This window comes from Hydrocarboniphaga effusa AP103, assembly GCF_000271305.1.
GTDB classification, from domain to species: Bacteria; Pseudomonadota; Gammaproteobacteria; order Nevskiales; family Nevskiaceae; genus Hydrocarboniphaga; species Hydrocarboniphaga effusa.
The window spans coordinates 2,256,138-2,279,111 of sequence record NZ_AKGD01000001.1 but is presented as its reverse complement, the minus strand read 5'-3'; the positions used below and the strand labels follow the sequence as shown (position 1 = coordinate 2,279,111).

The following is a 22,974-nucleotide window of genomic DNA, read 5'->3' as shown; positions in this document are numbered from 1 at the left end:
TGCATGCGCAACACTTTATGAACACCAGAAACGATCCCAAGCCCTCTCAGTTACCTCGAAACGCTTGCCCGGCCTGTGCCTGCGAGCAAGCAAAGGTGTTTGCTCTCACTAGTGACATCGCGCACGAGACAAGCGACGAGACATTCGAGTATCTGCGCTGCTCTCGTTGCTCCACCATATTCATGAATCACCCCCCCGCCCCCGAGAAGATGGGGCGCTTCTATCCCGAGCAGTACGACCAGCACGTATTCTCCCTGGATACTGAAAGCCAGGGCAGGCTTGATCGGCTCGCTGAAAAATTCCACGCGAAAATCTGCTGCCGTTATCCATTTTTCAAGCTTCGCCAAAACTTCTTCAATCGCATGTCCCCAGACGATTTGTTCTTGGATTACGGCTGCGGTGCCGGTGAGGCCTTGAATCAGGCGCGCGCTCGCGGCGCCCAAACTGTCGGCGTCGATTTTGTCGATGCCTTGCTCGATGAGCTCAACAAGCAAGGGCACCGAGGCCTCTCCGCAACATCGGACTGGGCCTCCGATGTTTTAGCTCTTGGTGGAGCCTCAAAGATCCGACTCAATCACTCTCTGGAACACGTGCATGACCCACGCTCACTGCTTAAGCAGATCGCCGCAACAGCTAATCCAGGGTGTCGTCTGCAGTTGAGCGTTCCCAATCCTCAGGGACTGTCAGCCACGCTATTCGGGCGCAGCTGGTGGGGCCTCGAAGCTCCGCGGCATTTGGTGCTGGTCAGCGCTAAGCAGATATGTAGCTTTCTCGAAGAGGTCGGGTTCAAAGTCACCGATGTCTGCACCGAACCGACTGGCAAAGACATCGCCCGCAGTTTCGGATTGGCTGGATGGCGGCATTCATTGCTGCGAGATAAGAATGTCGCCCGCAACTTGCATCGCAATGGGCTCGCGTTGATGTTGGGACTTCCGCTAGGAATGGCCGCTGCCATGGCAGGTCGCGGTGATCGCCTGCACATTTATGCTGAACGTGCCTAAGGTTTCCGACACATTCGAAGGCTGGGTGGTATGGAAGCTGAATCGACCAACGCCCAGCTTGGCCAGCGTGCGCTATCGCTGTCTGATCCCGATTCTTGCGCACCCTGTGCTACGGGCACGCTCCGTCATTCTCGACGGAGACCGGAAATGGCGAACCCTGCGAGATGTACGGGCTTTGATATTCGTCAAATCGTTTCGACGAAGCGACGTTACTTTGGCCCGTGATGCCGCTAGAAAGGGCGTTCCGATCTACGTAGATATCTGCGACAACATTTTTGCCAATGGTTACGGCGGCCGTGATGGTAAAGAGATACGCCGGAACTTTCTTGCACTGGCTGCGCTCGCGGATAAAATCGTCACGAACGGAGAGGGGCTCAATGCTCAGCTGTCGAGGGCACTACCTGCTCCAATCGCTGCAAAACTTGAGATTCAAGTAGACCCGTTCGAGACGCGAGAGCTGGTTTCCGCCGCGATCGACACCAGGCAATGGCCCAATAAAAGCGTGGGCAATCAATTGACCAAGTCGGCAGTCATCCGCAGCCTGCCGCATAAGCTGAGGCAGTACTTCTCGCCGGCTCAGCAGCAGCAGCAGCAGCAGCAAAAGATCGCCGATGCCACCAGCGAGCTACCTCAAGTTCTATGGTTTGGAAGCAGTGGAAATGCACATAACAGCCAGGGACTGGTCGCTTTGTCTGCACGGATGCCAGAGCTTGTTCGGGTATATGCGCGCGTCCCATTTCGATTGTGCATCGTGAGCGACAACCGGGAGCGTTACGAGGCGCTGATCTCGCATCGAGGCATTCCTTCAAGCTTCGAACAGTGGGGGCCTCTTTCAATTTTTGACGCACTCACCAAGTCGCGGGCCTGTCTCATTCCGGCAATGCCGGATACGTTCAGCCAAGCCAAGTCTGCGAACCGGCTATTATTTGCACTGGCTCATCGCGTGCCGGTGGTTGCCAGCTCCATTGCGTCTTATCTGCCTTTTGCCGACTGTGTCGTGCTAGACGATTTCGAAGGCGGGCTCATACGATATCTACTCGATCCCGCTTTATGTGCTGCGCATCTAGGTGCATTCGTAGCGAAACACGAACGCGCCTATCATCCTCGTCATTTAGCCCAGCATTGGTCAATTCGGCTAGGCATACAGGAAAATGAACTCAATGCTTGTTGAGTGCGTCGCCTTTGACACGCTTCATTACCTGATAGCCTGCGCCATGCGCAACCCGAAGCGCTCGATTCAGCAGCGAGGGCGCCGGCTTCCCTAGCCCCAGCAACCTCGACACCGGTCGCTTTACCGCGGGACGCATCGTGAATCCAATCCTGTGAGGAGGGGTGAACATCAAGTCTTTCCGTTTTGCTGACGCAGGAAGCTGGTCAACTCGCAGCCCTCTCTCAATTTGCACCAGCAATGAGGGACGCACGTTGCCTGCGCGTTCTTCACGAACCAGATCTTCGTGCGTCACGGCTCCAGCACTTAGGGCAATACGCAGCGCATCCACCCACAGGTCAGTCAATGGATTCTCGATCATCAGCCAGGGCTGAAAATCCATGTCAGTAAAATGGACGAGATTCGAAACCCCATGCTCGTAGTGCTCAAGATCATTCCACACCCAAGGAATGGTCCTTGAAAAACGCTCGACGATCGGAACTTCATAGAACAGCTCGTCGTAAGTCAATGAGCCTTTCATCAATTGGCTCATGACGTCATTCAGGCTAAAGCAGCATCGATCGCAGTCGTAGGCCAGCACACTGATTTGCGGCCTGCGGTGGCTGCCAGGACGAACAGTAGCGGCAGACATGTAAGCTTCCGAATCAACATGGTCCAGCATGCGCTTGATGTCTGCAAACACCAGCATGTCGGAATCGAGGTAAATTGCTTTGCCTACATGGCCCGCCAGCTCAGGCACTGCGAACCGCTGAAAACTAAACGGAGTACGTCGGCGCATGCCACGAGGCATTTCCCAATTGACCTTGATGCCCTGCCTGCTGATTTCTTCATGAATCGCGTAGACCTCAACATCGGGCGCCCACCGCTGAATAGAATGCTTAAGAACGCGAAAAGCCAGATCTTGTTCGGGCTCGCATCCAACGTACACACGAAGTGGAATCTGCATTCTTTGAGGCGGCATGTTTTACTTATGCGATTTGAAATGATCGAACCTGTTAGCGGCATCTTAGCCGCATGAGCCCAAGATGCAATCTGACTGGCGTCAATTCATTCGTGATGCAAATATGCTCCCAGCCACCCCACACAACTGCGGACTCGAAACGGGAGGGACGATGAGCAAGTCGAGAGCATTTGACCACGTCAGCCTTGTCATCCCGACGTATAACGCGGGACCATTTGTTCCAGATTTGCTGAGGAATCTGGCTACGCAAGGCTTGGCCCCCACCCAAATACTGATTATCGATTCAAGCTCTCGCGATTCCACGGCAACCAGCTTCCGAGAGTTCGGGGCCAGAGTCGTCGTCATTCCGCAAAGCGAATTCAATCACGGAGGGACGCGCCGCTTAGGAACCGATTTAACAGCCCCGTCCGAATTCATCATTTTCCTGACGCAGGATGCAATTCCTGCACACCCGGAAGCGTTTTCAAAGCTGCTCGCCGCGTTCGCGAACCCCACGGTTGGCATGGCGTATGGGCGCCAGCTGCCTCGCCGCACCGCTCGTGCGATCGAGCGCCACGCGCGAATGACGAATTACCCTGCAAGCGAAACAGAAATCCGCAACTTCGAAGATCGAGCGAAGCTCGGCGTCAAGACCACTTTCTGCTCGAACTCATTTGCTGCTTACCGGCGTAGCTCCCTGCTCGATGTAGGCGGCTTTCCACAAGATGCCCCCTTCGCAGAAGACCAGATCACAGCAGGAAAGATGCTGCTGAAGGGCTGGTCCGTCGCTTATGCTGGAGACGCTTGCGTGACACACTCACATGGCTATTCCATAGCTGAAGAGTTCCGCCGCTATTTCGACATCGGCGTTTTCCATGCCCGCAATTCATGGTTACTTGAATCCTTCGGGAGAGCCGAGGGCGAAGGATTGCGTTTCATCGGATCAGAAATGCGCTACCTGTTACGTCACGAACCCTGGTCTATTGCAGAAGCGGTCGCCAAGACCTTTGCAAAGTACGGGGCCTACCGATTAGGACTGGTCGAGCATTTGTTTGCACCCAAAATAAAGGCGCACTTGAGCATGTTTCCCGCTTACTGGCAGGCACGTTCGAAATAACGGGGCTGCTGTCCTCTGATTCCCGTCAATCCGAAGCGTTTACCTGTCAAAAAAGAAGGCCCCAAACGGGGCCTTCTTTTTTATGCATCATCAAAGCAGGACGATTTACTCCTCGCTACCGCCTTCATCACCATCATCCTCCCCACCCGAAATCACCCGACGCTCCGACCCCACCGCCTCGAACACATCGCTGATCGGCGTCGACGAGGCGCTGACCTTCTGCAGATCCTCGAGGAACGATCCACCGCGGTTGCGGCGACGCTGCTCGTGGTGCGCCAGGCCGGTACCGGCCGGTATCAGGCGGCCGACGATGACGTTCTCCTTGAGACCGCGGAGTTCGTCGCGTGAGCCGCGCACCGAGGCTTCGGTGAGCACGCGGGTAGTTTCCTGGAACGATGCGGCCGAGATGAAGCTTTCGGTCGACAGCGAGGCCTTGGTGATACCCAGCAACTGACGGTAGAACTGCGCGCCGCGCTCGTTGTTGCCCTTGAGGCGCTTGTTCTCGGCGAGCACGTGGAAGATTTCCGCCTGTTCGCCTTGCAGGAAGCGGCTGTCACCGGTTTCGGCGATCTCCACCTTGCGCAGCATCTGGCGAATGATGACTTCGATGTGCTTGTCGTTGATGCGCACGCCCTGCAGGCGATACACGTCCTGGATTTCCTTGACGAGGTAGTTCGCCAGCGCGGTCACACCCTGCAGGCGCAGGATGTCGTGCGGGCTCGGCTCGCCATCGGACATGATTTCGCCCTTCTCCACGTGTTCACCTTCGAACACGCGGATTTCGACCCACTTCGGCACCAGCAACTCGACTTCGTCGCCATTGGCCTGGACGATCTTGATGCGCTGCTTGCCCTTGGTTCCGGCACCGAACTTGATGGTGCCGGACGCCTCGGCGAGAACCGCCGGTTCCTTGGGCTTGCGCGCTTCGAACAAGTCGGCGACGCGCGGCAGACCGCCGGTGATGTCGCGGGTCTTCGAGGTTTCCTGCGGGATACGGGCGACGACGTCGCCGACCTTCACTTCGCCACCGTCTTCCGAGCTGATGACGGCCTTCGGCGGCAGCGTGTAGCTGGCCGGAATGTCGGTGCCCGGGAAGTTCAGCTGCTTGCCCTTGGCGTCGACCAGCATCAGCAAGGGACGCAGATCCTTACCGGCGGAACCACGCGAACGCGCTTCGGTGACCACGAGGTTCGACAGGCCCGTGATCGGGTCGGACTCGCGCTGCACCGTCACGCCTTCTTCGAAGTCCTGGAACTTCACGAAGCCGGCGAGCTCGGTGACGATCGGGTGGGTGTGCGGATCCCACTTGGCCAGGCGCTGGCCGGCCTTCACTTCATCGCCATCGTTGGCGATGATCACGGCGCCGTACGGAATCTTGTAGCGCTCGCGCTCACGGCCGTCGGCCGCGACCACGCCGATTTCACCCGAACGCGACACCGCGACGAGGTTGCCGTCCTTGTTGCGCACGGTCTTGAGGTTGTGCACGCGCGCCGTACCGGCCGCACGCGCATCGACGCCGTCGTTGGACGCGCCACGGTTGGCCGCACCACCGACGTGGAAGGTACGCATGGTCAGCTGCGTGCCGGGCTCACCGATCGACTGCGCGGCGATGACGCCCACCGCTTCGCCGATGTTCACGCGGTGGCCACGGGCCAGATCGCGGCCGTAGCACTTCGCGCAGATGCCGAATGGCAGTTCGCAGGTGATCGGCGAACGCACCCACATTTCGTCGACGCTGTTGCGCTCGAGCGTTTCGGCCCACTTTTCGTCGATCAGCGTGCCGGCCGGAACCACCACGTCTTCGCCGCCGGGGCGGTAGGCATCGCGCAAGGTCACGCGACCGAGCACGCGATCGCGCAGCGGCTCGAGCACGTCGCCACCTTCCACGATCGGCATCATCAGCAGACCCTGGTCGGTGCCGCAGTCTTCGGCGGTCACCACCACGTCCTGCGCCACGTCGACGAGACGACGCGTGAGGTAACCCGAGTTCGCGGTCTTGAGCGCGGTATCGGCCAGGCCCTTACGAGCACCGTGGGTCGAGATGAAGTACTGCAGAACGTTGAGGCCTTCGCGGAAGTTCGCCGTGATGGGGTTCTCGATGATCGAGCCGTCCGGCTTGGCCATCAGGCCGCGCATGCCGGCGAGCTGACGAATCTGCGCCTGGCTACCACGAGCGCCCGAGTCGGCCATCATGAACACGGAGTTGAACGAGGGCTGCTCGACGGCCTTGCCGTCCTTGATCACGTCCTTGCCGTCCTTGTCGAGGACTTTCTCCTTGCCGATCCGCACCATCATCGCCTTGGAGATATCGTCGTTCGCACGCGACCAATGGTCGATCACGCGGTTCTTGCGTTCCTGCTGCGTGGTCAGACCTTCGGCGTACTCACGCTCGACTTCCATCACCTTGGCTTCGGCGGCGGCCAGGATCTTGGCCTTCTCCTCCGGGATGATGATGTCGTCGAGGCAGAAGCTGATGCCGGCGCGCGTCGACATGCGGAAGCCCGTGTACATGAGCTGGTCGGCGAACACCACGGTGTCCTTGGTGCCGGCCTTGCGATACACGTAGTTGATCACGCGCGACACTTCCTTCTTCGTCATCGTCTTGTTGATGACGGAGAACGGAATCGTCGACGGCAGGATCTCGGACAGCAGCGCACGGCCCGTGGTCGTTTCGACACGGTGGAAGATGCGCTCGCCGGCCTCGGTGACGTCGGGCAGACGCACGCTGATCTTGGCCTGCAGGTGCAGCTGCTTGGATTCGTAGGCGCGATGCACTTCGCCCACGTCCGTGAACTTCATGCCTTCGCCGTCGGCACCGATGCGCTCACGCGTCATCCAGTACAGACCGAGCACGACGTCCTGCGACGGCACGATGATCGGGTCGCCCGATGCCGGCGACAGGATGTTGTTGCTCGCCATCATCAGCACGCGCGCTTCGAGCTGCGCTTCGAGCGACAGCGGAACGTGCACGGCCATCTGGTCACCGTCGAAGTCGGCGTTGAACGCCGTGCAGACGAGCGGATGCAGGTTGATGGCCTTGCCTTCGATGAGGATCGGCTCGAACGCCTGGATGCCCAGACGATGCAGCGTCGGTGCGCGGTTGAGCAGCACCGGATGTTCGCGGATGCACTCTTCGAGGCAATCCCAAACGGCGGCTTCTTCGCGCTCCACCATCTTCTTGGCGGCCTTGATCGTGGTCGCCAAGCCCTTGCGCTGCAGCAGGCTGAACACGAACGGCTTGAACAGCTCCAGCGCCATCTTCTTGGGCAGGCCGCACTGGTGCAGCTTCAGCGTCGGGCCGACCACGATGACCGAACGGCCGGAGTAGTCGACGCGCTTGCCGAGCAGGTTCTGACGGAAGCGACCCTGCTTGCCCTTGATCATGTCGGCGAGCGACTTGAGCGGGCGCTTGTTGGTGCCGGTGATCGCACGGCCGCGACGGCCGTTGTCGATCAGCGCATCGACCGATTCCTGCAGCATGCGCTTTTCGTTGCGCACGATGATGTCCGGCGCGGTCAGCTCGAGCAGACGCTTCAGACGGTTGTTGCGGTTGATGACGCGGCGGTACAGATCGTTGAGATCGCTCGTGGCGAAGCGGCCACCGTCGAGCGGGACCAGCGGACGCAGGTCCGGCGGCAGCACCGGCAGCACCGTCAGCACCATCCACTCGGGACGGTTGTTCGAGGCGATGAAGTATTCGATCAGCTTGAGGCGCTTGCCGAGCTTCTTGATCTTGGTTTCGGAGCTGGTGCCGGCGAGTTCTTCGCGCAGGCGCACCGCTTCCTTCTGCAGGTCGATCGCCTTGAGCAGATCGTGCACGGCCTCGGCGCCCATGCGGGCATCGAATTCATCGCCGTACTTCTCGATCGAATCGAGGTATTCCTCTTCGGTCAGCAGCACGCCCTTTTCGAGCGGGGTGAGGCCCGGGTCGACGACGATGTGCGCTTCGAAATACAGCACGCGCTCGATCGCGCGCAGCGGCATGTCGAGCAGCAGGCCGATGCGGCTCGGCAGCGACTTCAGGAACCAGATATGGGCGACCGGCGAAGCCAGGTCGATGTGGCCCATGCGCTCGCGGCGAACCTTGGCGACGGTGACTTCGACGCCGCACTTTTCGCAGACCACGCCGCGGTGCTTGAGGCGCTTGTACTTGCCGCACAAGCACTCGTAATCCTTGATCGGTCCGAAGATCTTGGCGCAGAACAGGCCGTCACGCTCGGGCTTGAACGTGCGGTAGTTGATGGTCTCCGGCTTCTTCACTTCGCCGTACGACCAGGAACGGATCACTTCCGGCGAGGAGAGGCCGATCTTGATGGCGTCGAAATCCTCGAATTCCTCGGACGGCGCCTTCAGCAGATTAAAAAGCTCTTTCATCTTTAACTCCAAAAACTTGATTCATGTAGGGCGGGCTAGCGAATGCGTAACCCGCCGTCGCGGCGGAGCGGCTGGGGGGTTACGGCGCTGCACGCCCAACCCGCCCTACATTCATTGGTTCTGCTCGAGCTCGATGTTCAGGCCGATCGAGCGGATTTCCTTCACGAGCACGTTGAAGGATTCCGGCATGCCCGCGTGCATGCGGTGATCGCCATCGACGATCGCCTTGTACATGCGCGTACGGCCGTTGGTGTCGTCGGACTTCACGGTCAGCATTTCCTGCAGCGTGTACGCCGCACCGTAGGCTTCGAGCGCCCAGACTTCCATCTCACCGAAGCGCTGGCCGCCGAACTGCGCCTTGCCACCCAGCGGCTGCTGCGTGACGAGCGAGTACGGACCGGTGGAACGCGCGTGCATCTTGTCGTCGACGAGGTGGTTGAGCTTGAGCATGTACATGTAGCCCACGGTGATCTCGCGCGAGAACGCGTCGCCCGTGCGGCCGTCGTACAGCTGGGCCTGGCCGGTGCGCGGCAGGCCCGCGAGCTCGAGCAGCTCCTTGATCTCTTCTTCGGCCGCGCCGTCGAACACCGGCGTCGCCACCGGCAGACCGTGGATCAGGTTCTTCGCCAGCGTGACGATTTCGGCGTCGCTGAACTGCGACAGGTCTTCCTTCTTGGTCGTGCGACCGGCGTTGTAGACCTTGTCGAGGAACTTGCGCATCTCGCCCACGGCCTTCTGCTGCTCGATCATCTGATTGATCTTCTTGCCGATGCCCTTGGCAGCCCAGCCCAAGTGCACTTCGAGCAGCTGACCGATGTTCATACGCGAAGGCACGCCCAGCGGGTTCAGCACGATGTCGACCGGCGTACCGTCGGCCATGTGCGGCATGTCTTCCACCGGCACGATCTGGGAAATAACACCCTTGTTACCGTGGCGGCCGGCCATCTTGTCGCCCGGCTGGATGCGACGCTTCACGGCCAGATACACCTTGACCATCTTGAGCACGCCGGGAGACAGCTCGTCACCCGCCTGGATCTTGCGCTTCTTGTTCTCGTAGCGAGCGTCGAAGTAGGCGCGCTGATCCTTGAGCTGCTTGGCGGCGGCTTCGAGCTGGCTCTGCGCGTCCTCGTCCTGCAGGCGGATTTCGAACCACTTGTCGCGCTCGACGCTGCTCAGGTATTCGGCATCGATCTTCGAACCCTTCTTGAGCTTGTTCGGGCCGCCGTCGGCGACCTTGCCGGTCAGAATGCGGTTCAGACGATCGTAGATGTCGTCTTCGAAGATGCGCTGCTGGTCGTGCAAGTCCTTGCGGACCGCCATCAGCTCGCTTTCTTCGATCGACAGCGCGCGCTTGTCCTTCTTCACGCCTTCACGCGTGAACACGCGCACGTCGATGACGGTGCCGTCCATACCGGCCGGAACGCGCAGGCCGGTGTCCTTCACGTCGCTGGCCTTCTCGCCGAAGATCGCGCGCAGCAGCTTTTCTTCCGGCGTCAGCTGGGTCTCGCCCTTGGGCGTGACCTTGCCGACCAGGATGTCACCGGCCTTCACTTCGGCGCCGATGTAAACGATGCCGCTCTCGTCGAGCTTGCGCAGGGCCTGCTCGTTGACGTTCGGGATGTCGGAGGTGATTTCCTCCGGCCCGAGCTTGGTTTCGCGAGCGACGCAGGTGAGCTCTTCGATGTGGATCGTGGTGAAACGATCTTCCTCGACGACGCGCTCCGAGATCAGGATGGAGTCTTCGAAGTTGTAGCCGTTCCAGGGCATGAACGCGATGAGCATGTTCTGGCCCAGCGCGAGCTCGCCGAGATCGGTCGACGGACCGTCGGCCAGCACGTCGCCACGCGCGACCACGTCACCCGGCTTCACCAGCGGACGCTGATTGATGCAGGTGTTCTGGTTGCTGCGCGTGTACTTGACGAAGTTGTAGATGTCGACGCCCGCTTCACCGGCGACGGTCTCGTCGTCGTTGACGCGAATGACCACGCGCGCCGCATCGCACTTGTCGACCACGCCGCCGCGCTTGGCGACGATGGCGTTGCCCGAGTCGATCGCCACACGGCGCTCGACGCCGGTGCCGACCAGCGGCTTCTCGCTACGCAGCGTCGGCACGGCCTGGCGCTGCATGTTCGAGCCCATCAGCGCGCGGTTGGCGTCGTCGTGCTCGAGGAACGGAATCAGCGCGGCGGCCACCGACACGATCTGGCGCGGCGACACGTCCATGTACTGGACCTTGTCGGGCGTCATCAGCGTGAATTCGTTCTGGAAGCGGCAGCTGATCAGCTCGGCCTTGAAGCCGCCCTTGGCGTCGAGATCCGAGTTCGCCTGCGCGATCACGTAACGGCCTTCTTCGATCGCCGACAGGTAGTCGATCTCATCGCTGACCTTGTTGTCGATGACGCGGCGATATGGCGTCTCGAGGAAGCCGTAGTCATTGGTGCGCGCGTAGCAGGCCAGCGAGTTGATCAGACCGATGTTCGGGCCTTCCGGCGTTTCGATCGGGCAGACGCGGCCGTAGTGCGTCGGGTGCACGTCGCGGACTTCGAAGCCGGCGCGCTCGCGCGTCAGGCCGCCCGGTCCGAGGGCCGAAACACGACGCTTGTGCGTGATCTCGGACAGCGGATTGTTCTGGTCCATGAACTGCGACAGCTGGGACGATCCGAAGAATTCCTTGATCGCGGCGCCGACCGGCTTGGCGTTGATCAGATCCTGAGGCGTGAGGTTCTCGGCTTCGGCCAACGCCAGGCGCTCGCGCACGGCGCGCTCGACGCGCACCAGGCCGGTACGGAACACGTTCTCGGTCATTTCACCGACCGCGCGAATACGACGGTTGCCGAGGTGATCGATATCGTCGGTCACGTCTTCGCCGTTGCGGATTGCGATGATCTGCTTCATCACATCGACGATGTCGGAGAAGTCCGGCCCGTACTTGGCGACGAGTTCCTTGGCAGCTTCGCTCTTGAGGATCTCGAAGTACTTGCCGTCGTAGAGGATGCCGGAGCCGGTGGTGGCGTCGCGGCGCAGACGGCGGTTGAACTTCATGCGGCCGACCGACGACAGGTCGTACTTCTCGGGCGCGAAGAACAGGCCTTCGAACAGCGCCTCGGCAGCTTCCTTGGTCGGCGGCTCGCCGGGACGCATCATGCGATAGATTTCGACCAGCGCTTCGAGCTTGCTGCGCGTCGGATCGATGTTGAGCGTGGTGCTGACGTACGGCCCCTTGTCGAGATCGTTGACGTACAGCGTCGGCAGCGTCTTGATGCCGGCGGCGCGCAGCTTCGGCAGCAGCGCCTCGGTCACTTCGGTGTTGGCCGGAGCGATCAGCTCGCCGGTCTTGGTGTCGATGATGTCGCGCGCCAGGATGCGGCCCGCGAGATAGCTGTCCGGCACTTCGAGATGCGCGATCTTGGCTTCGCGGATCATCTTGATGTGGCGTGCCGTGATCGGCTTGCCGGCCTCGACGAGCACCTTCTTGCCGTCGGTGATGTCGAACTGCGCCTTCTCGCCCTTGAGGCGCTCCGGCACGAGTTCCCACAGCGCGCCCGAATCCTGCAGCTGGAAGCTGTTGAGCTCGTGAAAGATCTCGAGCATCTGCTGATTGTCGTACCCGAGCGCGCGCATGAGGATGGTCGCCGGCAGCTTGCGGCGACGGTCGATACGCACGAACAGGTTGTCCTTCGGGTCGAACTCGAAGTCCAGCCATGAGCCGCGATACGGAATGATGCGAGCGCTGTAGAGCAGCTTGCCCGAACTGTGCGTCTTGCCCTTGTCGTGATCGAAGAACACGCCCGGGCTGCGGTGCAACTGGGAGACGACGACGCGCTCGGTGCCATTGATGATGAAGGTGCCGTTGTCGGTCATCAGCGGCACTTCGCCGAGATAGACCTCCTGCTCACGCACGTCCTTGATGCGCTTTTCCTTCGACTCGCGATCGAAGATCACCAGCCGCACGGTCACCTTGAGCGGCGAGGCGAAGGTGAGGCCGCGCACGCGGCATTCGACTTCTTCGAACACCGGCTCGTCGAGACGGTACTTCACGTACTCCAGCGTCGCGCCACCGTTGTAGCTCGACATCGGGAACACCGATTTGAACGCGGCGTGCAGGCCCACTTCCTTGCGCTTGCCGTGTGGCGTGTCCGCCTGCAGGAACTCGCGGTATGAATCGATCTGCGTCGCCAGCAAAAACGGAATCTCAAGCGTGTCGGTGAGCTTGGAAAAATCCTTGCGGATGCGCTTTTTGGCAGTAAACGTGTAAGCCATCGTTACCTCGTCTCAAGGCCCGCCGGGCATGCGGGCCGTGGAAAAAACAGTGCTGAAAATTCAATGCGATGGACTGACAACGCGGGTACTACGCCGCAGTCCATTGCGTTGAATTCTCAAAAGCGGCGAAAGGCCGGGAGCTTTTGGCTCCCAGCCTTTTGCCGACCTACTTGTGAAACTGATGCGTCAATTCGAACTAAGTTCCTTGAATTCCTCGCCGTATTTGGAAGCTGCGTTAAGAAACCGTGCTGGGCTCTGAGAGGGCGCGATTTTCTCGGCGCTGCTACGCGGCGCAGCGAGAAACTCGCACTACTTGATGTCGACCTTGGCGCCGGCAGCTTCGAGCTTCTTCTTGATGGCTTCGGCGTCGGCCTTCGGCACACCGTCCTTGACGGTCTGCGGGGCGCCTTCGACGAGGTCCTTGGCTTCCTTGAGACCCAGGCCGGTGATCTCGCGAACCACCTTGATGACTTCAACCTTCTTCTCGCCGAAAGCAGCGAGAACGACGGTGAACTCGGTCTTCTCTTCGACCGGGGCTGCAGCGGCAGCAGCCGGGCCAGCGGCGACGGCGACCGGGGCGGCGGCGGAAACGCCGAACTTCTCTTCCATGGCCTTGACCAGCTCGACGATGTCCATGACGGACTTGGCGGCGATCGCGTCCAGGATTTCCTGATTGCTAAGCGACATGTTTAACTCCGTGAATCGTAAAAGTGTGATTTAAGCGAAAGCGTTGTTTGCTTCAGCGAACTCAGGCGGCTTCTTGCTGCTTGTCGGCGACGGCCTGAACCGTGCGCACGAACTTGGCAGTAGGCTCCGACAGGGTACGAACGAACTGCGTGATCGGTGCCAGCAGCAGACCGGCGAGCTGGCCGAGGGCCTGCTCCTTGGTCGGCAGGTTGGCGAGGCGATCGATGTCCTTGGCGCCGTACAGGGCGCCGCCGACCGCGATGGCCTTGACCACGAGCTTGTCGTTGTCCTTGGCGAAATCCTTGATGACTCGGCCGACCGAACCCGGATCCTCGAGAGAGAAGCCGAGAACGAGCGGACCGACCAGCGCGGGTTCCAGGCACTCGAATTCGGTGCCCTTCACGGCGCGCGACGCCAGCGTGTTCTTCACCACATGCAGATAGACGCCGTTTTCACGGGCCTTGCTGCGCAGGGCATCGAACTTCACGGCGGTCAGACCACGGTACTCGGCTGCAACAGCCGAGAGCGCGCGGCTCGCCACTTCATTCACTTCCGCAACCAGGGCTTTCTTGTCTTCCAGCCTGAGAGCCATCGGTACATTGCTCCTGGTGCTACGTTGAGACGACACGGGCGCAGCCCAAAAAGGACTTTGCCCAACCTGTACAGCTCCGGCGCCGTCGGCTTTCGCTTCGGTGCACCGTCTACGTGAGCGCTCTTGCGAGCTTTAATCCTTGCGGCACTGACGGTCTTCGACGATGCGGCTTTCGCCACACTTCAAAGTTTGTTGCGGGACGGCAGGCTCACGCCTGCCATCCCCTTGAATCTCATTCCGGCAGCGACGACACGTCGACGCGGATACCGGGGCCCATCGTGGTCGAGAGCGTGACCTTCTTGATGTACACGCCCTTGGACGACGACGGCTTCTGCTTGCGAATGTCGCGGACGACGGCCAGCAGGTTGTCCTGCAGTTTGTCCTTGTCGAAGTTCGCGCTGCCGACCGAGCAATGCACGATGCCGGCCTTGTCGGTGCGGAACTTGGCCATACCGGCCTTGGCGTTCTTGACCGCTTCGGCGACGTTCGGCGTCACGGTGCCGGTCTTCGGGTTCGGCATCAGGCCGCGCGGGCCGAGCACCTGACCGAGCTGACCGACGACGCGCATCGCGTCGGGGCTGGCGATGACGACCTGGTAGTTCAGATCGCCACCCTTCATCGCGGCGGCGAGGTCGTCCATGCCGACGGCGTCGGCACCCGCGGCGGTGGCCTCTGCAGCCTTCGCACCCTGGGTGAACACGGCGACGCGGACCGACTTGCCGTTACCGTGCGGCAGAACCGTGGAACCACGCACGTTCTGGTCGGACTTCTTGGCATCGATGCCGAGGTTGATCGAAAGATCGACCGATTCCTTGAACTTGGCGGTCGAGCAGGCCTTGATCAGATCGAGCGCCTGATCGAGGGAGTAGGTCTTGCCTTCCTGAACCTTGGTGGCGAAAACTTTTTCGCGCTTGGTGAGCTTGATTGCCATGTCTTAGAGCCCTTCCACTTCGACGCCCATGGAACGGGCGGAGCCGGCGATGATCTTGATCGCAGCGGTCATGTCGGCAGCGTTGAGATCCGGCCACTTGACCTTGGCGATCTCTTCAAGCTGGGCCTTCTTGATCTTGCCGACCTTCTTGGTGTGCGGAGTCGGCGAACCGGACTCGATGCCCACGGCCTTCTTGATCAGATAGGTCGCCGGCGGCGTCTTCATGATGAAGGTGAACGAACGGTCGCTGTAGACCGTGATCACGACCGGGATCGGCATGCCGGGTTCGAGCTTCTGCGTCGCAGCGTTGAATTCTTTGCAGAAACCCATGATGTTCACGCCCTGCTGACCGAGGGCGGGACCGATCGGCGGCGAGGGGTTGGCCTTGCCGGCCGGAATCTGCAGCTTGACGTAGCCTTGTACTTTCTTGGCCATGATGGCTCCTGATGGGTGGTAGCGCCTTGGGCTCTCGCCGCCGGCTCCCCGGTTGACTTCCATGGAAATGGCTTTGCCATTTCCGCCTGAAACAGTTTCAGCTCAACAACAACCATCCATGGTGCGGCGTCCAGCCCAGCCATCCGTGGCTGGTCGCTGAGCCGGGCGGACAGTCCACTGGACTGTCCGCACAGCCCCGTCTCAGCCCTTTTCGACCTGAGAGAATTCCAGCTCGACCGGCGTCGACCGGCCGAAGATCAGAACGGCCACACGCAGGCGGTTCTTCTCGTAATTGACTTCTTCGACCACGCCGTTGAAATCGGCGAACGGACCATCGGTGACGCGCACCGATTCGCCCGGCTCGTAGAGCGTCTTGGGCTTGGGCTTCTCGACCGCTTCTTCGACGCGGTTGAGAATCTGGTTGGCCTCCTTCTCGGAGATCGGCGCCGGCTTGTCCGGCGTGCCGCCGATGAAGCCGAGCACCTTCGGCGTGTTCTTGACGAGATGCCAGGTTTCCTCGGCCATCTCCATCTGCACGAGCACGTAGCCCGGGAAGAACTTGCGCTCGGTAGTGCGCTTGACGCCGTCCTTGATTTCGACGACCTCTTCGGTCGGCACCAGGATGTCGCCGAACTTGTCCTGCAGGCCGGCGCGAGCGATCCGCTCGACCATCGCCTTCTTGACGCTGTTCTCGTACTGCGAGTAGGCGTGAACCACGTACCAGCGCATGCTCATAGATCAGCCCCGGCCAGTCAGCGATTTGACGCCGAACAGCAAAAAGGAATCGAGACCCCAGAGCAGCAGCGACATGACCAGCACGACCACCGCGATCATCAGCGTGGACTGCAAGGCTTCCTGACGGCTCGGCCAGACCACCTTGCGCAGCTCGGAGCGCGCACCGATGACGTAACCCCAAAGCTCGCGACCGAGCTGGGTCTGATAGGCCACCGCCACCGCAGCGCCGAGCGCCGCGATCAGCATCAGCATGCGCAGGGCGGCGTTGAGGGTGCCGTTGAACCAATAGAACGCGAACATCCCGCCGACGAGCAGGACGACAGACGCCAGCAGCAGCAGGCTGTCGTAGCGCGAAGAACTGGGTGATTCGATCTGGGGTTCCATGAACGTCCGAACGTCCGTCTCACTGCCCTTGCGGGCTTGTTGTGCTGTCAAAGTTTCAGATGGCAGGGGCGGAGGGTCTCGAACCCCCAGCCTTCGGTTTTGGAGACCGACGCTCTACCAATTGAGCTACGCCCCTGCAGGCGAACTGAACCCTAAGCACTTCAAAAGGGGCGCGGAGTTTACGTGCCCGTCCAGCAAAAATCAAAATCCTGCGAAAAACACAAGGGCCGGGCCCTCTTTCGAAGGCCCGGCCTTATTGTTTTCTTACGCGAGGATCTTGGTGACGACGCCGGCGCCGACGGTGCGGCCGCCTTCGCGGATCGCGAAGCGAACCTGCTCTTCCATCGCGATCGGGTTGATCAGCTCAACCGACACCTTGATGTTGTCGCCCGGCATCACCATCTCCGTGCCTTCCGGCAGCTCCACCGAGCCCGTCACGTCCGTCGTCCGGAAGTAGAACTGCGGACGGTAGCCCTTGAAGAACGGCGTGTGACGACCACCCTCTTCCTTCGTCAGCACGTACAGCTCGCCCTCGAACTTCGAGTGCGGCTTGATCGAGCCCGGCTTGCACAGCACCTGGCCGCGTTCGATGTCTTCCTTCTTCGTGCCGCGCAGCAGCAGGCCCACGTTGTCACCGGCCTGGCCCTGATCCAGCAGCTTGCGGAACATTTCCACGCCCGTGATCGTCGTCGTCGCCGTCGGGCGGATGCCGACGATTTCCACCGTCTCACCCACCTTCACCACGCCACGCTCGATACGACCCGTCGCCACCGTGCCGCGTCCCGAGATCGAGAACACGTCTTCCACCGGCAGCAGGAACGGCTTGTCCGTCTCGCGCTCCGGCTCCGGAATGTACGTGTCCAGCGCGTTGTACAACTCTTCAACCTTGGCAACCCACTCCGGCTCGCCAGCAATCGCCTTCGTGGCGCTGCCGCGGATGATCGGGGTGTCGTCGCCAGGGAAGCCGTACTTGCTCAACAGGTCGCGAACTTCCATTTCGACCAGTTCCAGCAACTCCGGATCTTCCACGAGATCGCACTTGTTCAGCCACACCACCACCTTCGGCACGTTCACCTGCTTGGCCAGCAGCACGTGCTCGCGCGTCTGCGGCATCGGGCCGTCCACCGCCGACACCACCAGGATCGCGCCGTCCATCTGCGCCGCTCCCGTGATCATGTTCTTCACATAGTCCGCGTGGCCAGGGCAGTCCACGTGCGCGTAGTGGCGCGTGTCCGTTTCGTACTCCACGTGCGACGTCGCGATCGTCAGAATCTTCGTGCTGTCACGACGTCCCTGCGATTCAGACGCCTTGGCAACTTCATCGTACGCAACGTACTTCGTCTTCCCGTACTTGTCCGACGAAATCTTCGTCAGCGCCGCCGTCGTCGTCGTCTTGCCGTGGTCAACGTGACCAATCGTCCCCACGTTCACGTGCGGCTTCGCGCGTTCGAATTTTTCCTTACCCATCTGAGTACTCCGGACCTTTAGATTTAGGACAAGAAGCTGTTAAAGAAGCGATTGCAGCCGGTGACCGAATACCGATCACCTGAAAATGGTGCCACCAGAAGAATCGAACTTCCGATGCCGCTTCGCGGCATCGATAAACCGATCATCTCTTGGAGGCCGGAGCTTCGATTCCTCTCGAAACCGTCACTCCGACTTCCCAAATTGGTGCCCACGAGAGGAATCGAACCTCCGACCTCACCCTTACCAAGGGTGTGCTCTACCGACTGAGCTACGGGGGCAAACTGTTCAGCTTTGCGTTACTGACGGACGAACAATGGAGCGGGAGACGGGAATCGAACCCGCGTGATCAGCTTGGAAGGCTGAAGTTCTACCATTGAACTACTCCCGCAGAAACTTGGTGGAGGGAGAAGGATTCGAACCTTCGTAGACGTAAGTCAGCAGATTTACAGTCTGCCCTCGTTGGCCACTTGAGTATCCCTCCGCGCAGGTACGAGTTTCACAACCCGGTCCCTAAACGAGCCGCGTATTCTCGTGACCGAACCTCCCCTCGTCAAGCAGAAATCGCAGTCTCCAGGCAAGTTTTTCATTAAGTTTTTGCTACCAGGTGCGCGGCTTGGCGCGCGCGGTCGGCGGAGCCTGCAGCGGATCGTCGGGCCAGGGGTGCTTCGGATAGCGGCCCTTGAGTTCCTTTTTGACCTCGGCGTAGGTGCGCGCCCAGAAGCCGGCGAGGTCCTGGGTGACCTGGATCGGCCGGCGGCCAGGCGAGAGCAGGTGCAGCATCACCGGCACGCGCCCATCGTCGACGGCCGGCGTGCGCGTGGCACCGAACAGCTCCTGCAGCTTGACCGCGAGCACCGGCGGAGCGCCATCGGCCGCGTAGTCCAGCGCAATGCGCGAGCCGCTCGGCACGTCCAGATGGCTCGGAGCGAGCCGGGACAGGGTCTGCTGGCGGGCATAGCCGAGATGGCCGGCGAGGATCTCGTGCAGATCGAGCCGGGACAGGTGATCGCGCCGCGTGACGCCGTCCAGGTGCGGGGCGAGCCAGGTTTCGAGCGTGTCGGCGAGCGCCTCGTCGGAGACGTCGGGCCAGCCGTCTTCGGGGCGCCAGCGGCGCAGCGACAGCACGCGCGCCTGCCATTGGCGGGCGGCTTCGGTCCACGGCAGCACGCCGATGCCGAGCGAACGCAGGCCCGCGACCATGGCGGCGCGCGCCGCCTCGGCCGGAGCCTTGAGCGGACGCCGCTCGAACACGATGGCCCCGATGCCGCGCTGCTCCTCGGACTGCACGGTTTCGCTGGCCGCATCCCAGCGCACCACGCGGCGCCAGGCCAGCTGGGCGGCGAAATCCTTGAGCAGGCTCGCCTCGACGAGCCGCGCGGCCGAGCGCACTTTGCGCGGCGGGCCCGGGTCCCAGTGCGCGATCGCGAGCCATGGCTGCTGGGCGAGCGCATCGTGCTCGGGCAGCCGCGCTTCGGAGCCGTCCGCACATAAATAAATGCCGCGACCGCCCTCGCGCCGGCGCGCGATGCGCTCCGGATAGCCCATCGCGAGCACCCGGCCGACTTCGTCCTCGTCGAAGGCTTCTCGCGAAGGCTCGGTGCGCAGCAGCTGGCGCACGGCGTCGCGCACCCGGCGCAAGGCGGCCGGATCGTGAACCCGGCCGAGCGCGAAATCGCAGACCGTGCGGGCCAGATCGAGCTGCCCGCCGCCGCGCTCGTCGAGCACGGCCGAGGTCCAGGCGGCGACCGTTTCGAGGCCGAGCGCGCGGGCCTGGGCGAGCATGTGCCCGCGCCGGGGGCTCGCCGGCAGGCGGACGAGCTCTCGGCCGTGGGCGGTTACGCGGGCTTCGGCGTCGAGCGCTCCGAGCGAGGCGAGCAGATCGCGCGCCGCGCGCCAGGCCACCGGCGGCGGGAAATCGAGCAGGCGCAGGGCCCGCGGATCGCTCACGCCCCAGGCCGCGAGTTCGAGCGCGAAGCGGCTGATGTCCGCGGTCAGGATCTCGGGATCGTCATGCGCCGGCAGCCGGCCATGCTGCTCGGCGCTCCAGAGCCGGTAGCAGACGCCCGGGCCGAGACGGCCGGCACGCCCGGCGCGCTGCTCGGCCGACGCGCGCGAGATGCGCTCGGTCAGCAGCGCGTTGGCGCCCGATCCGAGGTCGTAGCGCGCGACGCGTGCCAGTCCGCCGTCGACGACGGTGGTCACGCCCTCGACGGTCAGGCTGGTCTGGGCGATGTTGGTCGCCAGGATCACCTTGCGCCGACCTGCCGCGGACGGCTCCAGCGCCAGGTCCTGCTCGCGGCTGTCGAGTTCGCCGTAGAGCGGGCGAATGTCGACGTCGCCGCCCAGGCGGGCTTCGAGCGCGCGCTGGCAATGGCGGATTTCGCGCCCGCCGGGCAGAAAGGCCAGCACGTCGCCCTCGGTCTCGCGCAGCGCCTGCTGCACGCCGGCGGCGACGCTCACCTCGATGGCCTCGCCAGGCTTCGCCGGCCGATAGCGCATCTCCACCGGAAACAGCCGCCCGCCGGCCTCGACCACCGGCGCCTCGTCGAGCAGCGCCGAGACGCGCTGGGTCTCGAGCGTGGCCGACATCACCAGCAGGCGCAGCTCCGGCCGCAGGCTCTCGCGCGATTCCCAGCTCAGCGCGAGCGCGAGGTCGGCGTCGAGGCTGCGCTCGTGGAACTCGTCGAAGACGATCAGCCCGACGCCCGGCAGCTCCGGATCGGCCTGCAGCCGGCGCGCGAGCAGGCCTTCGGTGATGACTTCGATGCGCGTATTCGGCCCGACGCGGCGCTCGAAGCGCACCTGATAACCCACGGTTTCGCCGACTTTTTCGCCGAGCAGGCTCGCCATGCGCGCCGCCGCGGTGCGTGCCGCGAGCCGGCGCGGCTCGAGGATCAGCATGCGCTGGCCGGCGAACCAGGGCTCGTCGAGCAGGGCCAGCGGCAACACCGTGGTCTTGCCCGAGCCCGGCGGGGCCGCGAGCACGGCCAGACCTTTGTCGGCGAGCGCGGCGCGCAGGCCGGGCAGCGCTTCGAGCGCCGGCAGCTGGGGCAGCGAACGCGTCAACTCAGGCTTCCAGGAATTGCCGGATCAGGCGGGCGGTCTGCTCGGGCGCCTCAAAATGCAGCATGTGCGCACAATCTTCGATGACCGTTTCCTGGCGATCGCGGAAGCAGGCGCGGCGGCTGGCGATGTCTTCGGCCGTCAGCCGGGCGCGCAGCTCGGAGCGGCCGCCGTCGACGAACAGGGTGCGCGCGGTGATCCGGCTCCAGGCCGCTTTCGACTCGGCGAGCCGGTACGAGGTCGGGAACAGCAGCCGGTGCTTGGGGTCGGCGCACAGGCCGATGCGCCCGTCCTCGCGAACGCGGCCCCAGCCGTGCGCGACCATCAGCGCCCGCTCGGGCGTGATGCGCGAATGCAGCCGGCGGATCCGGCTCGCGAGCTGCTCGTAGCTGTCGTAGCTCGGGTCGGACAAGGGCTTGCGCAGCTGGTCGAGCCAGCTGCCGATGCGGTCGGGCGAGCGCTCGGGCTCGTCGTCGCGCATGAACAGGCCGTCGAGCACCACCAGGCGCTCGACACGCGCCGGCCGGACGCCCGAATAAATGCTCGCCACCTGCGCGCCGAGACTGTGCCCGATCAGCGTCACCGCTCCTTCGGGCGCGTAATGCGCGAGCAGGGCGTCGAGGTCGGCCACGTAATCGGGAAACCAGTAGCCGTCCTGCGGCCATTCGCTGAGGCCGAAGCCGCGCCAGTCCGGGCACAGCACCTGCCAGTCGGGCAACAGCGCGGCGACCAGGTCCTCGAAGGTCGCCGAGGTGTCGAGCCAGCCGTGCAGCAGGAACAGGGTCGGCCTGGGCGATGGCCGATCATCGGTCGCAGACCAACGCCGGACGTGATAGCGCAGGCCGCGCAGCGTCAGGAATTCGGAACGGCTCAGGGTGGTGCGACCAGGAAAGCTCATGTGCGAGAAGACTTTTTTCGATTGTGCATGCGTGGCGCAGGATTTGCACAGACGCAGGAGACAGACCCGACCCCGCAATGACGCGCCGACCGGCTAGCCCATAAACTGTGCGCTCGCGAGCGCCTTCGCCGCCATCAAGCTGACCTCATGACCTATTGCCTCGCCATCAAAGTGGACGATGGCCTCGTCTTCGCCGGAGACACCCGCACGAGCGCGGGCGTCGACGACGTGCGGACCTACAACAAGATGCACATCACCGAAGAAGCCGGTGACCGCGTCTTCGTGATCCTCTCGGCCGGAAACCTCGCCACCACGCAGTGGATCCTGAACAACGTCAAGCGCGACCTGGCCGACCCGGACGCGCCGGTCAACCTGCGCACCGTGCGCCATATGTACGACGCCGCCGAGTACATCGGCACGCTGTCGGTGCGCGCGCAGAAGGAATCGACCGCCTACGGCCAGTACAGCAACGTCGACTTCCGCACCACGCTGATCCTCGGTGGACAGATCCTGGGCGAAGACCCGTCGCTCTATCTGGTTTATCCCGAGGGCAACTGCATCTCGGTTTCGCCCGAGACGCCCTACCTGCAGATCGGCGAGAGCAAATACGGCAAGCCGATCCTCGATCGCATCATCCGCCCGCACATCTCGCTCGAAGACGCTACCCGCTGCGCGCTGGTGTCGCTCGATTCGACGATGAAATCCAACCTCACGGTCGGCCCGCCGCTCGACGTCGCGATCCTGCCGCGCAACGCGCTGAAGATCACCCATCGCCTGCGCCTGGACCTCGATACGCCGTACTACGCGGCGCTCAAGCGGGCCTGGGCCGACAGCCTCGAGCGCGTGTTCCGCGACGACCTGCCGAAGTTCGAGTGGGAAACCTCGCAACAGACGATGCTGTAGCCGGGCGCAGCCCGGCTCC

At 62.4% G+C, this 22,974-nt stretch carries 16 protein-coding genes and 4 tRNA genes; 4 read left to right on the top strand and 16 right to left on the bottom strand.

Features of this window, described 5'->3' with window-relative positions:
* The first annotated feature begins 17 nt into the window (after nt 1–17).
* Together WQQ_RS23700 and WQQ_RS24300 are read left to right on the top strand one after the other, a co-directional pair.
* A complete protein-coding gene (locus WQQ_RS23700) occupies nt 18–1,001 on the top strand; it encodes a class I SAM-dependent methyltransferase (RefSeq protein ID WP_157534572.1) in 984 nt (327 codons plus the stop codon).
* Nucleotides 967–2,172, top strand: coding sequence for a glycosyltransferase (locus WQQ_RS24300; protein ID WP_157534571.1), 1,206 nt, complete (start codon nt 967–969; stop codon nt 2,170–2,172). The genes WQQ_RS23700 and WQQ_RS24300 overlap by 35 nt, the downstream gene beginning before the upstream one ends.
* Here the strand turns inward: WQQ_RS24300 and WQQ_RS09995 are convergent.
* Nucleotides 2,159–3,115, bottom strand: a complete 957-nt coding sequence (locus WQQ_RS09995; RefSeq protein WP_040453326.1) for a glycosyltransferase family protein — start codon at nt 3,113–3,115, stop codon at nt 2,159–2,161. The genes WQQ_RS24300 and WQQ_RS09995 overlap by 14 nt on opposite strands.
* 166 nt (nt 3,116–3,281) lie before the next feature.
* Here WQQ_RS09995 and WQQ_RS09990 point away from each other — a divergent pair, with 166 nt between their 5' ends.
* On the top strand, nt 3,282–4,226 hold the full coding sequence (locus tag WQQ_RS09990) for a glycosyltransferase family 2 protein (RefSeq protein WP_040453871.1): 945 nt from the start codon (nt 3,282–3,284) through the stop codon (nt 4,224–4,226).
* A gap of 105 nt (nt 4,227–4,331) precedes the next feature.
* Here the strand turns inward: WQQ_RS09990 and rpoC are convergent, their stop codons facing one another.
* The 15 genes from rpoC to WQQ_RS09915 all read right to left on the bottom strand — a co-directional run bounded on the left by rpoC (nt 4,332) and on the right by WQQ_RS09915 (nt 22,052).
* A complete protein-coding gene (rpoC, locus tag WQQ_RS09985) occupies nt 4,332–8,600 on the bottom strand; it encodes a DNA-directed RNA polymerase subunit beta' (protein ID WP_007185033.1) in 4,269 nt (1,422 codons plus the stop codon).
* Between the two features lie 111 nt (nt 8,601–8,711).
* On the bottom strand, nt 8,712–12,860 hold the full coding sequence (gene rpoB / locus WQQ_RS09980) for a DNA-directed RNA polymerase subunit beta (RefSeq protein ID WP_007185032.1): 4,149 nt from the start codon (nt 12,858–12,860) through the stop codon (nt 8,712–8,714).
* 309 nt (nt 12,861–13,169) lie between these two features.
* Nucleotides 13,170–13,547 carry a 50S ribosomal protein L7/L12 gene (gene rplL / locus WQQ_RS09975; RefSeq protein WP_007185031.1) on the bottom strand — a complete coding sequence of 126 codons (378 nt, stop codon included), beginning with the start codon at nt 13,545–13,547 and terminating at the stop codon, nt 13,170–13,172.
* 61 nt (nt 13,548–13,608) lie between these two features.
* The gene (rplJ, locus tag WQQ_RS09970) at nt 13,609–14,139 is read right to left on the bottom strand and encodes a 50S ribosomal protein L10 (protein WP_007185030.1); all 531 of its coding nucleotides are present in this window, start codon (nt 14,137–14,139) and stop codon (nt 13,609–13,611) included.
* 232 nt (nt 14,140–14,371) lie between these two features.
* Nucleotides 14,372–15,070, bottom strand: coding sequence for a 50S ribosomal protein L1 (gene rplA / locus WQQ_RS09965; RefSeq protein ID WP_007185029.1), 699 nt, complete (start codon nt 15,068–15,070; stop codon nt 14,372–14,374).
* A 3-nt stretch (nt 15,071–15,073) separates the two neighbouring features.
* The gene (gene rplK / locus WQQ_RS09960; protein WP_007185028.1) at nt 15,074–15,505 is read right to left on the bottom strand and encodes a 50S ribosomal protein L11; all 432 of its coding nucleotides are present in this window, start codon (nt 15,503–15,505) and stop codon (nt 15,074–15,076) included.
* 201 nt (nt 15,506–15,706) lie between these two features.
* A complete protein-coding gene (nusG, locus tag WQQ_RS09955) occupies nt 15,707–16,240 on the bottom strand; it encodes a transcription termination/antitermination protein NusG (RefSeq protein ID WP_007185027.1) in 534 nt (177 codons plus the stop codon).
* Nucleotides 16,241–16,243: 3 nt separating this feature from the next.
* Complete coding sequence (gene secE, locus WQQ_RS09950; RefSeq protein ID WP_007185026.1) at nt 16,244–16,624, bottom strand: preprotein translocase subunit SecE; 381 nt, start codon at nt 16,622–16,624, stop codon at nt 16,244–16,246.
* Between the two features lie 60 nt (nt 16,625–16,684).
* A tRNA-Trp gene (locus WQQ_RS09945) sits at nt 16,685–16,760 on the bottom strand.
* Between the two features lie 128 nt (nt 16,761–16,888).
* Nucleotides 16,889–18,091: an elongation factor Tu gene (gene tuf / locus WQQ_RS09940; RefSeq protein ID WP_007185025.1), complete on the bottom strand. Its 1,203-nt coding sequence runs from the start codon at nt 18,089–18,091 to the stop codon at nt 16,889–16,891.
* 202 nt (nt 18,092–18,293) lie between these two features.
* Nucleotides 18,294–18,369: transfer RNA gene (locus WQQ_RS09935), tRNA-Thr, on the bottom strand.
* A gap of 36 nt (nt 18,370–18,405) precedes the next feature.
* Nucleotides 18,406–18,479 (bottom strand) — tRNA-Gly (locus WQQ_RS09930).
* Nucleotides 18,480–18,486: 7 nt separating this feature from the next.
* Nucleotides 18,487–18,572 (bottom strand) — tRNA-Tyr (locus tag WQQ_RS09925).
* 116 nt (nt 18,573–18,688) lie between these two features.
* Nucleotides 18,689–21,145 (bottom strand): ATP-dependent helicase HrpB, encoded by a 2,457-nt coding sequence (hrpB, locus tag WQQ_RS09920; protein ID WP_040453870.1) that lies wholly within the window; start codon nt 21,143–21,145, stop codon nt 18,689–18,691.
* 13 nt (nt 21,146–21,158) lie between these two features.
* Complete coding sequence (locus tag WQQ_RS09915) at nt 21,159–22,052, bottom strand: alpha/beta fold hydrolase (protein WP_007185023.1); 894 nt, start codon at nt 22,050–22,052, stop codon at nt 21,159–21,161.
* A gap of 147 nt (nt 22,053–22,199) precedes the next feature.
* Between WQQ_RS09915 and WQQ_RS09910 the strand changes: the two genes are divergently transcribed.
* Nucleotides 22,200–22,955 (top strand): proteasome-type protease, encoded by a 756-nt coding sequence (locus WQQ_RS09910; protein WP_007185022.1) that lies wholly within the window; start codon nt 22,200–22,202, stop codon nt 22,953–22,955.
* Nucleotides 22,956–22,974 lie beyond the last annotated feature (19 nt).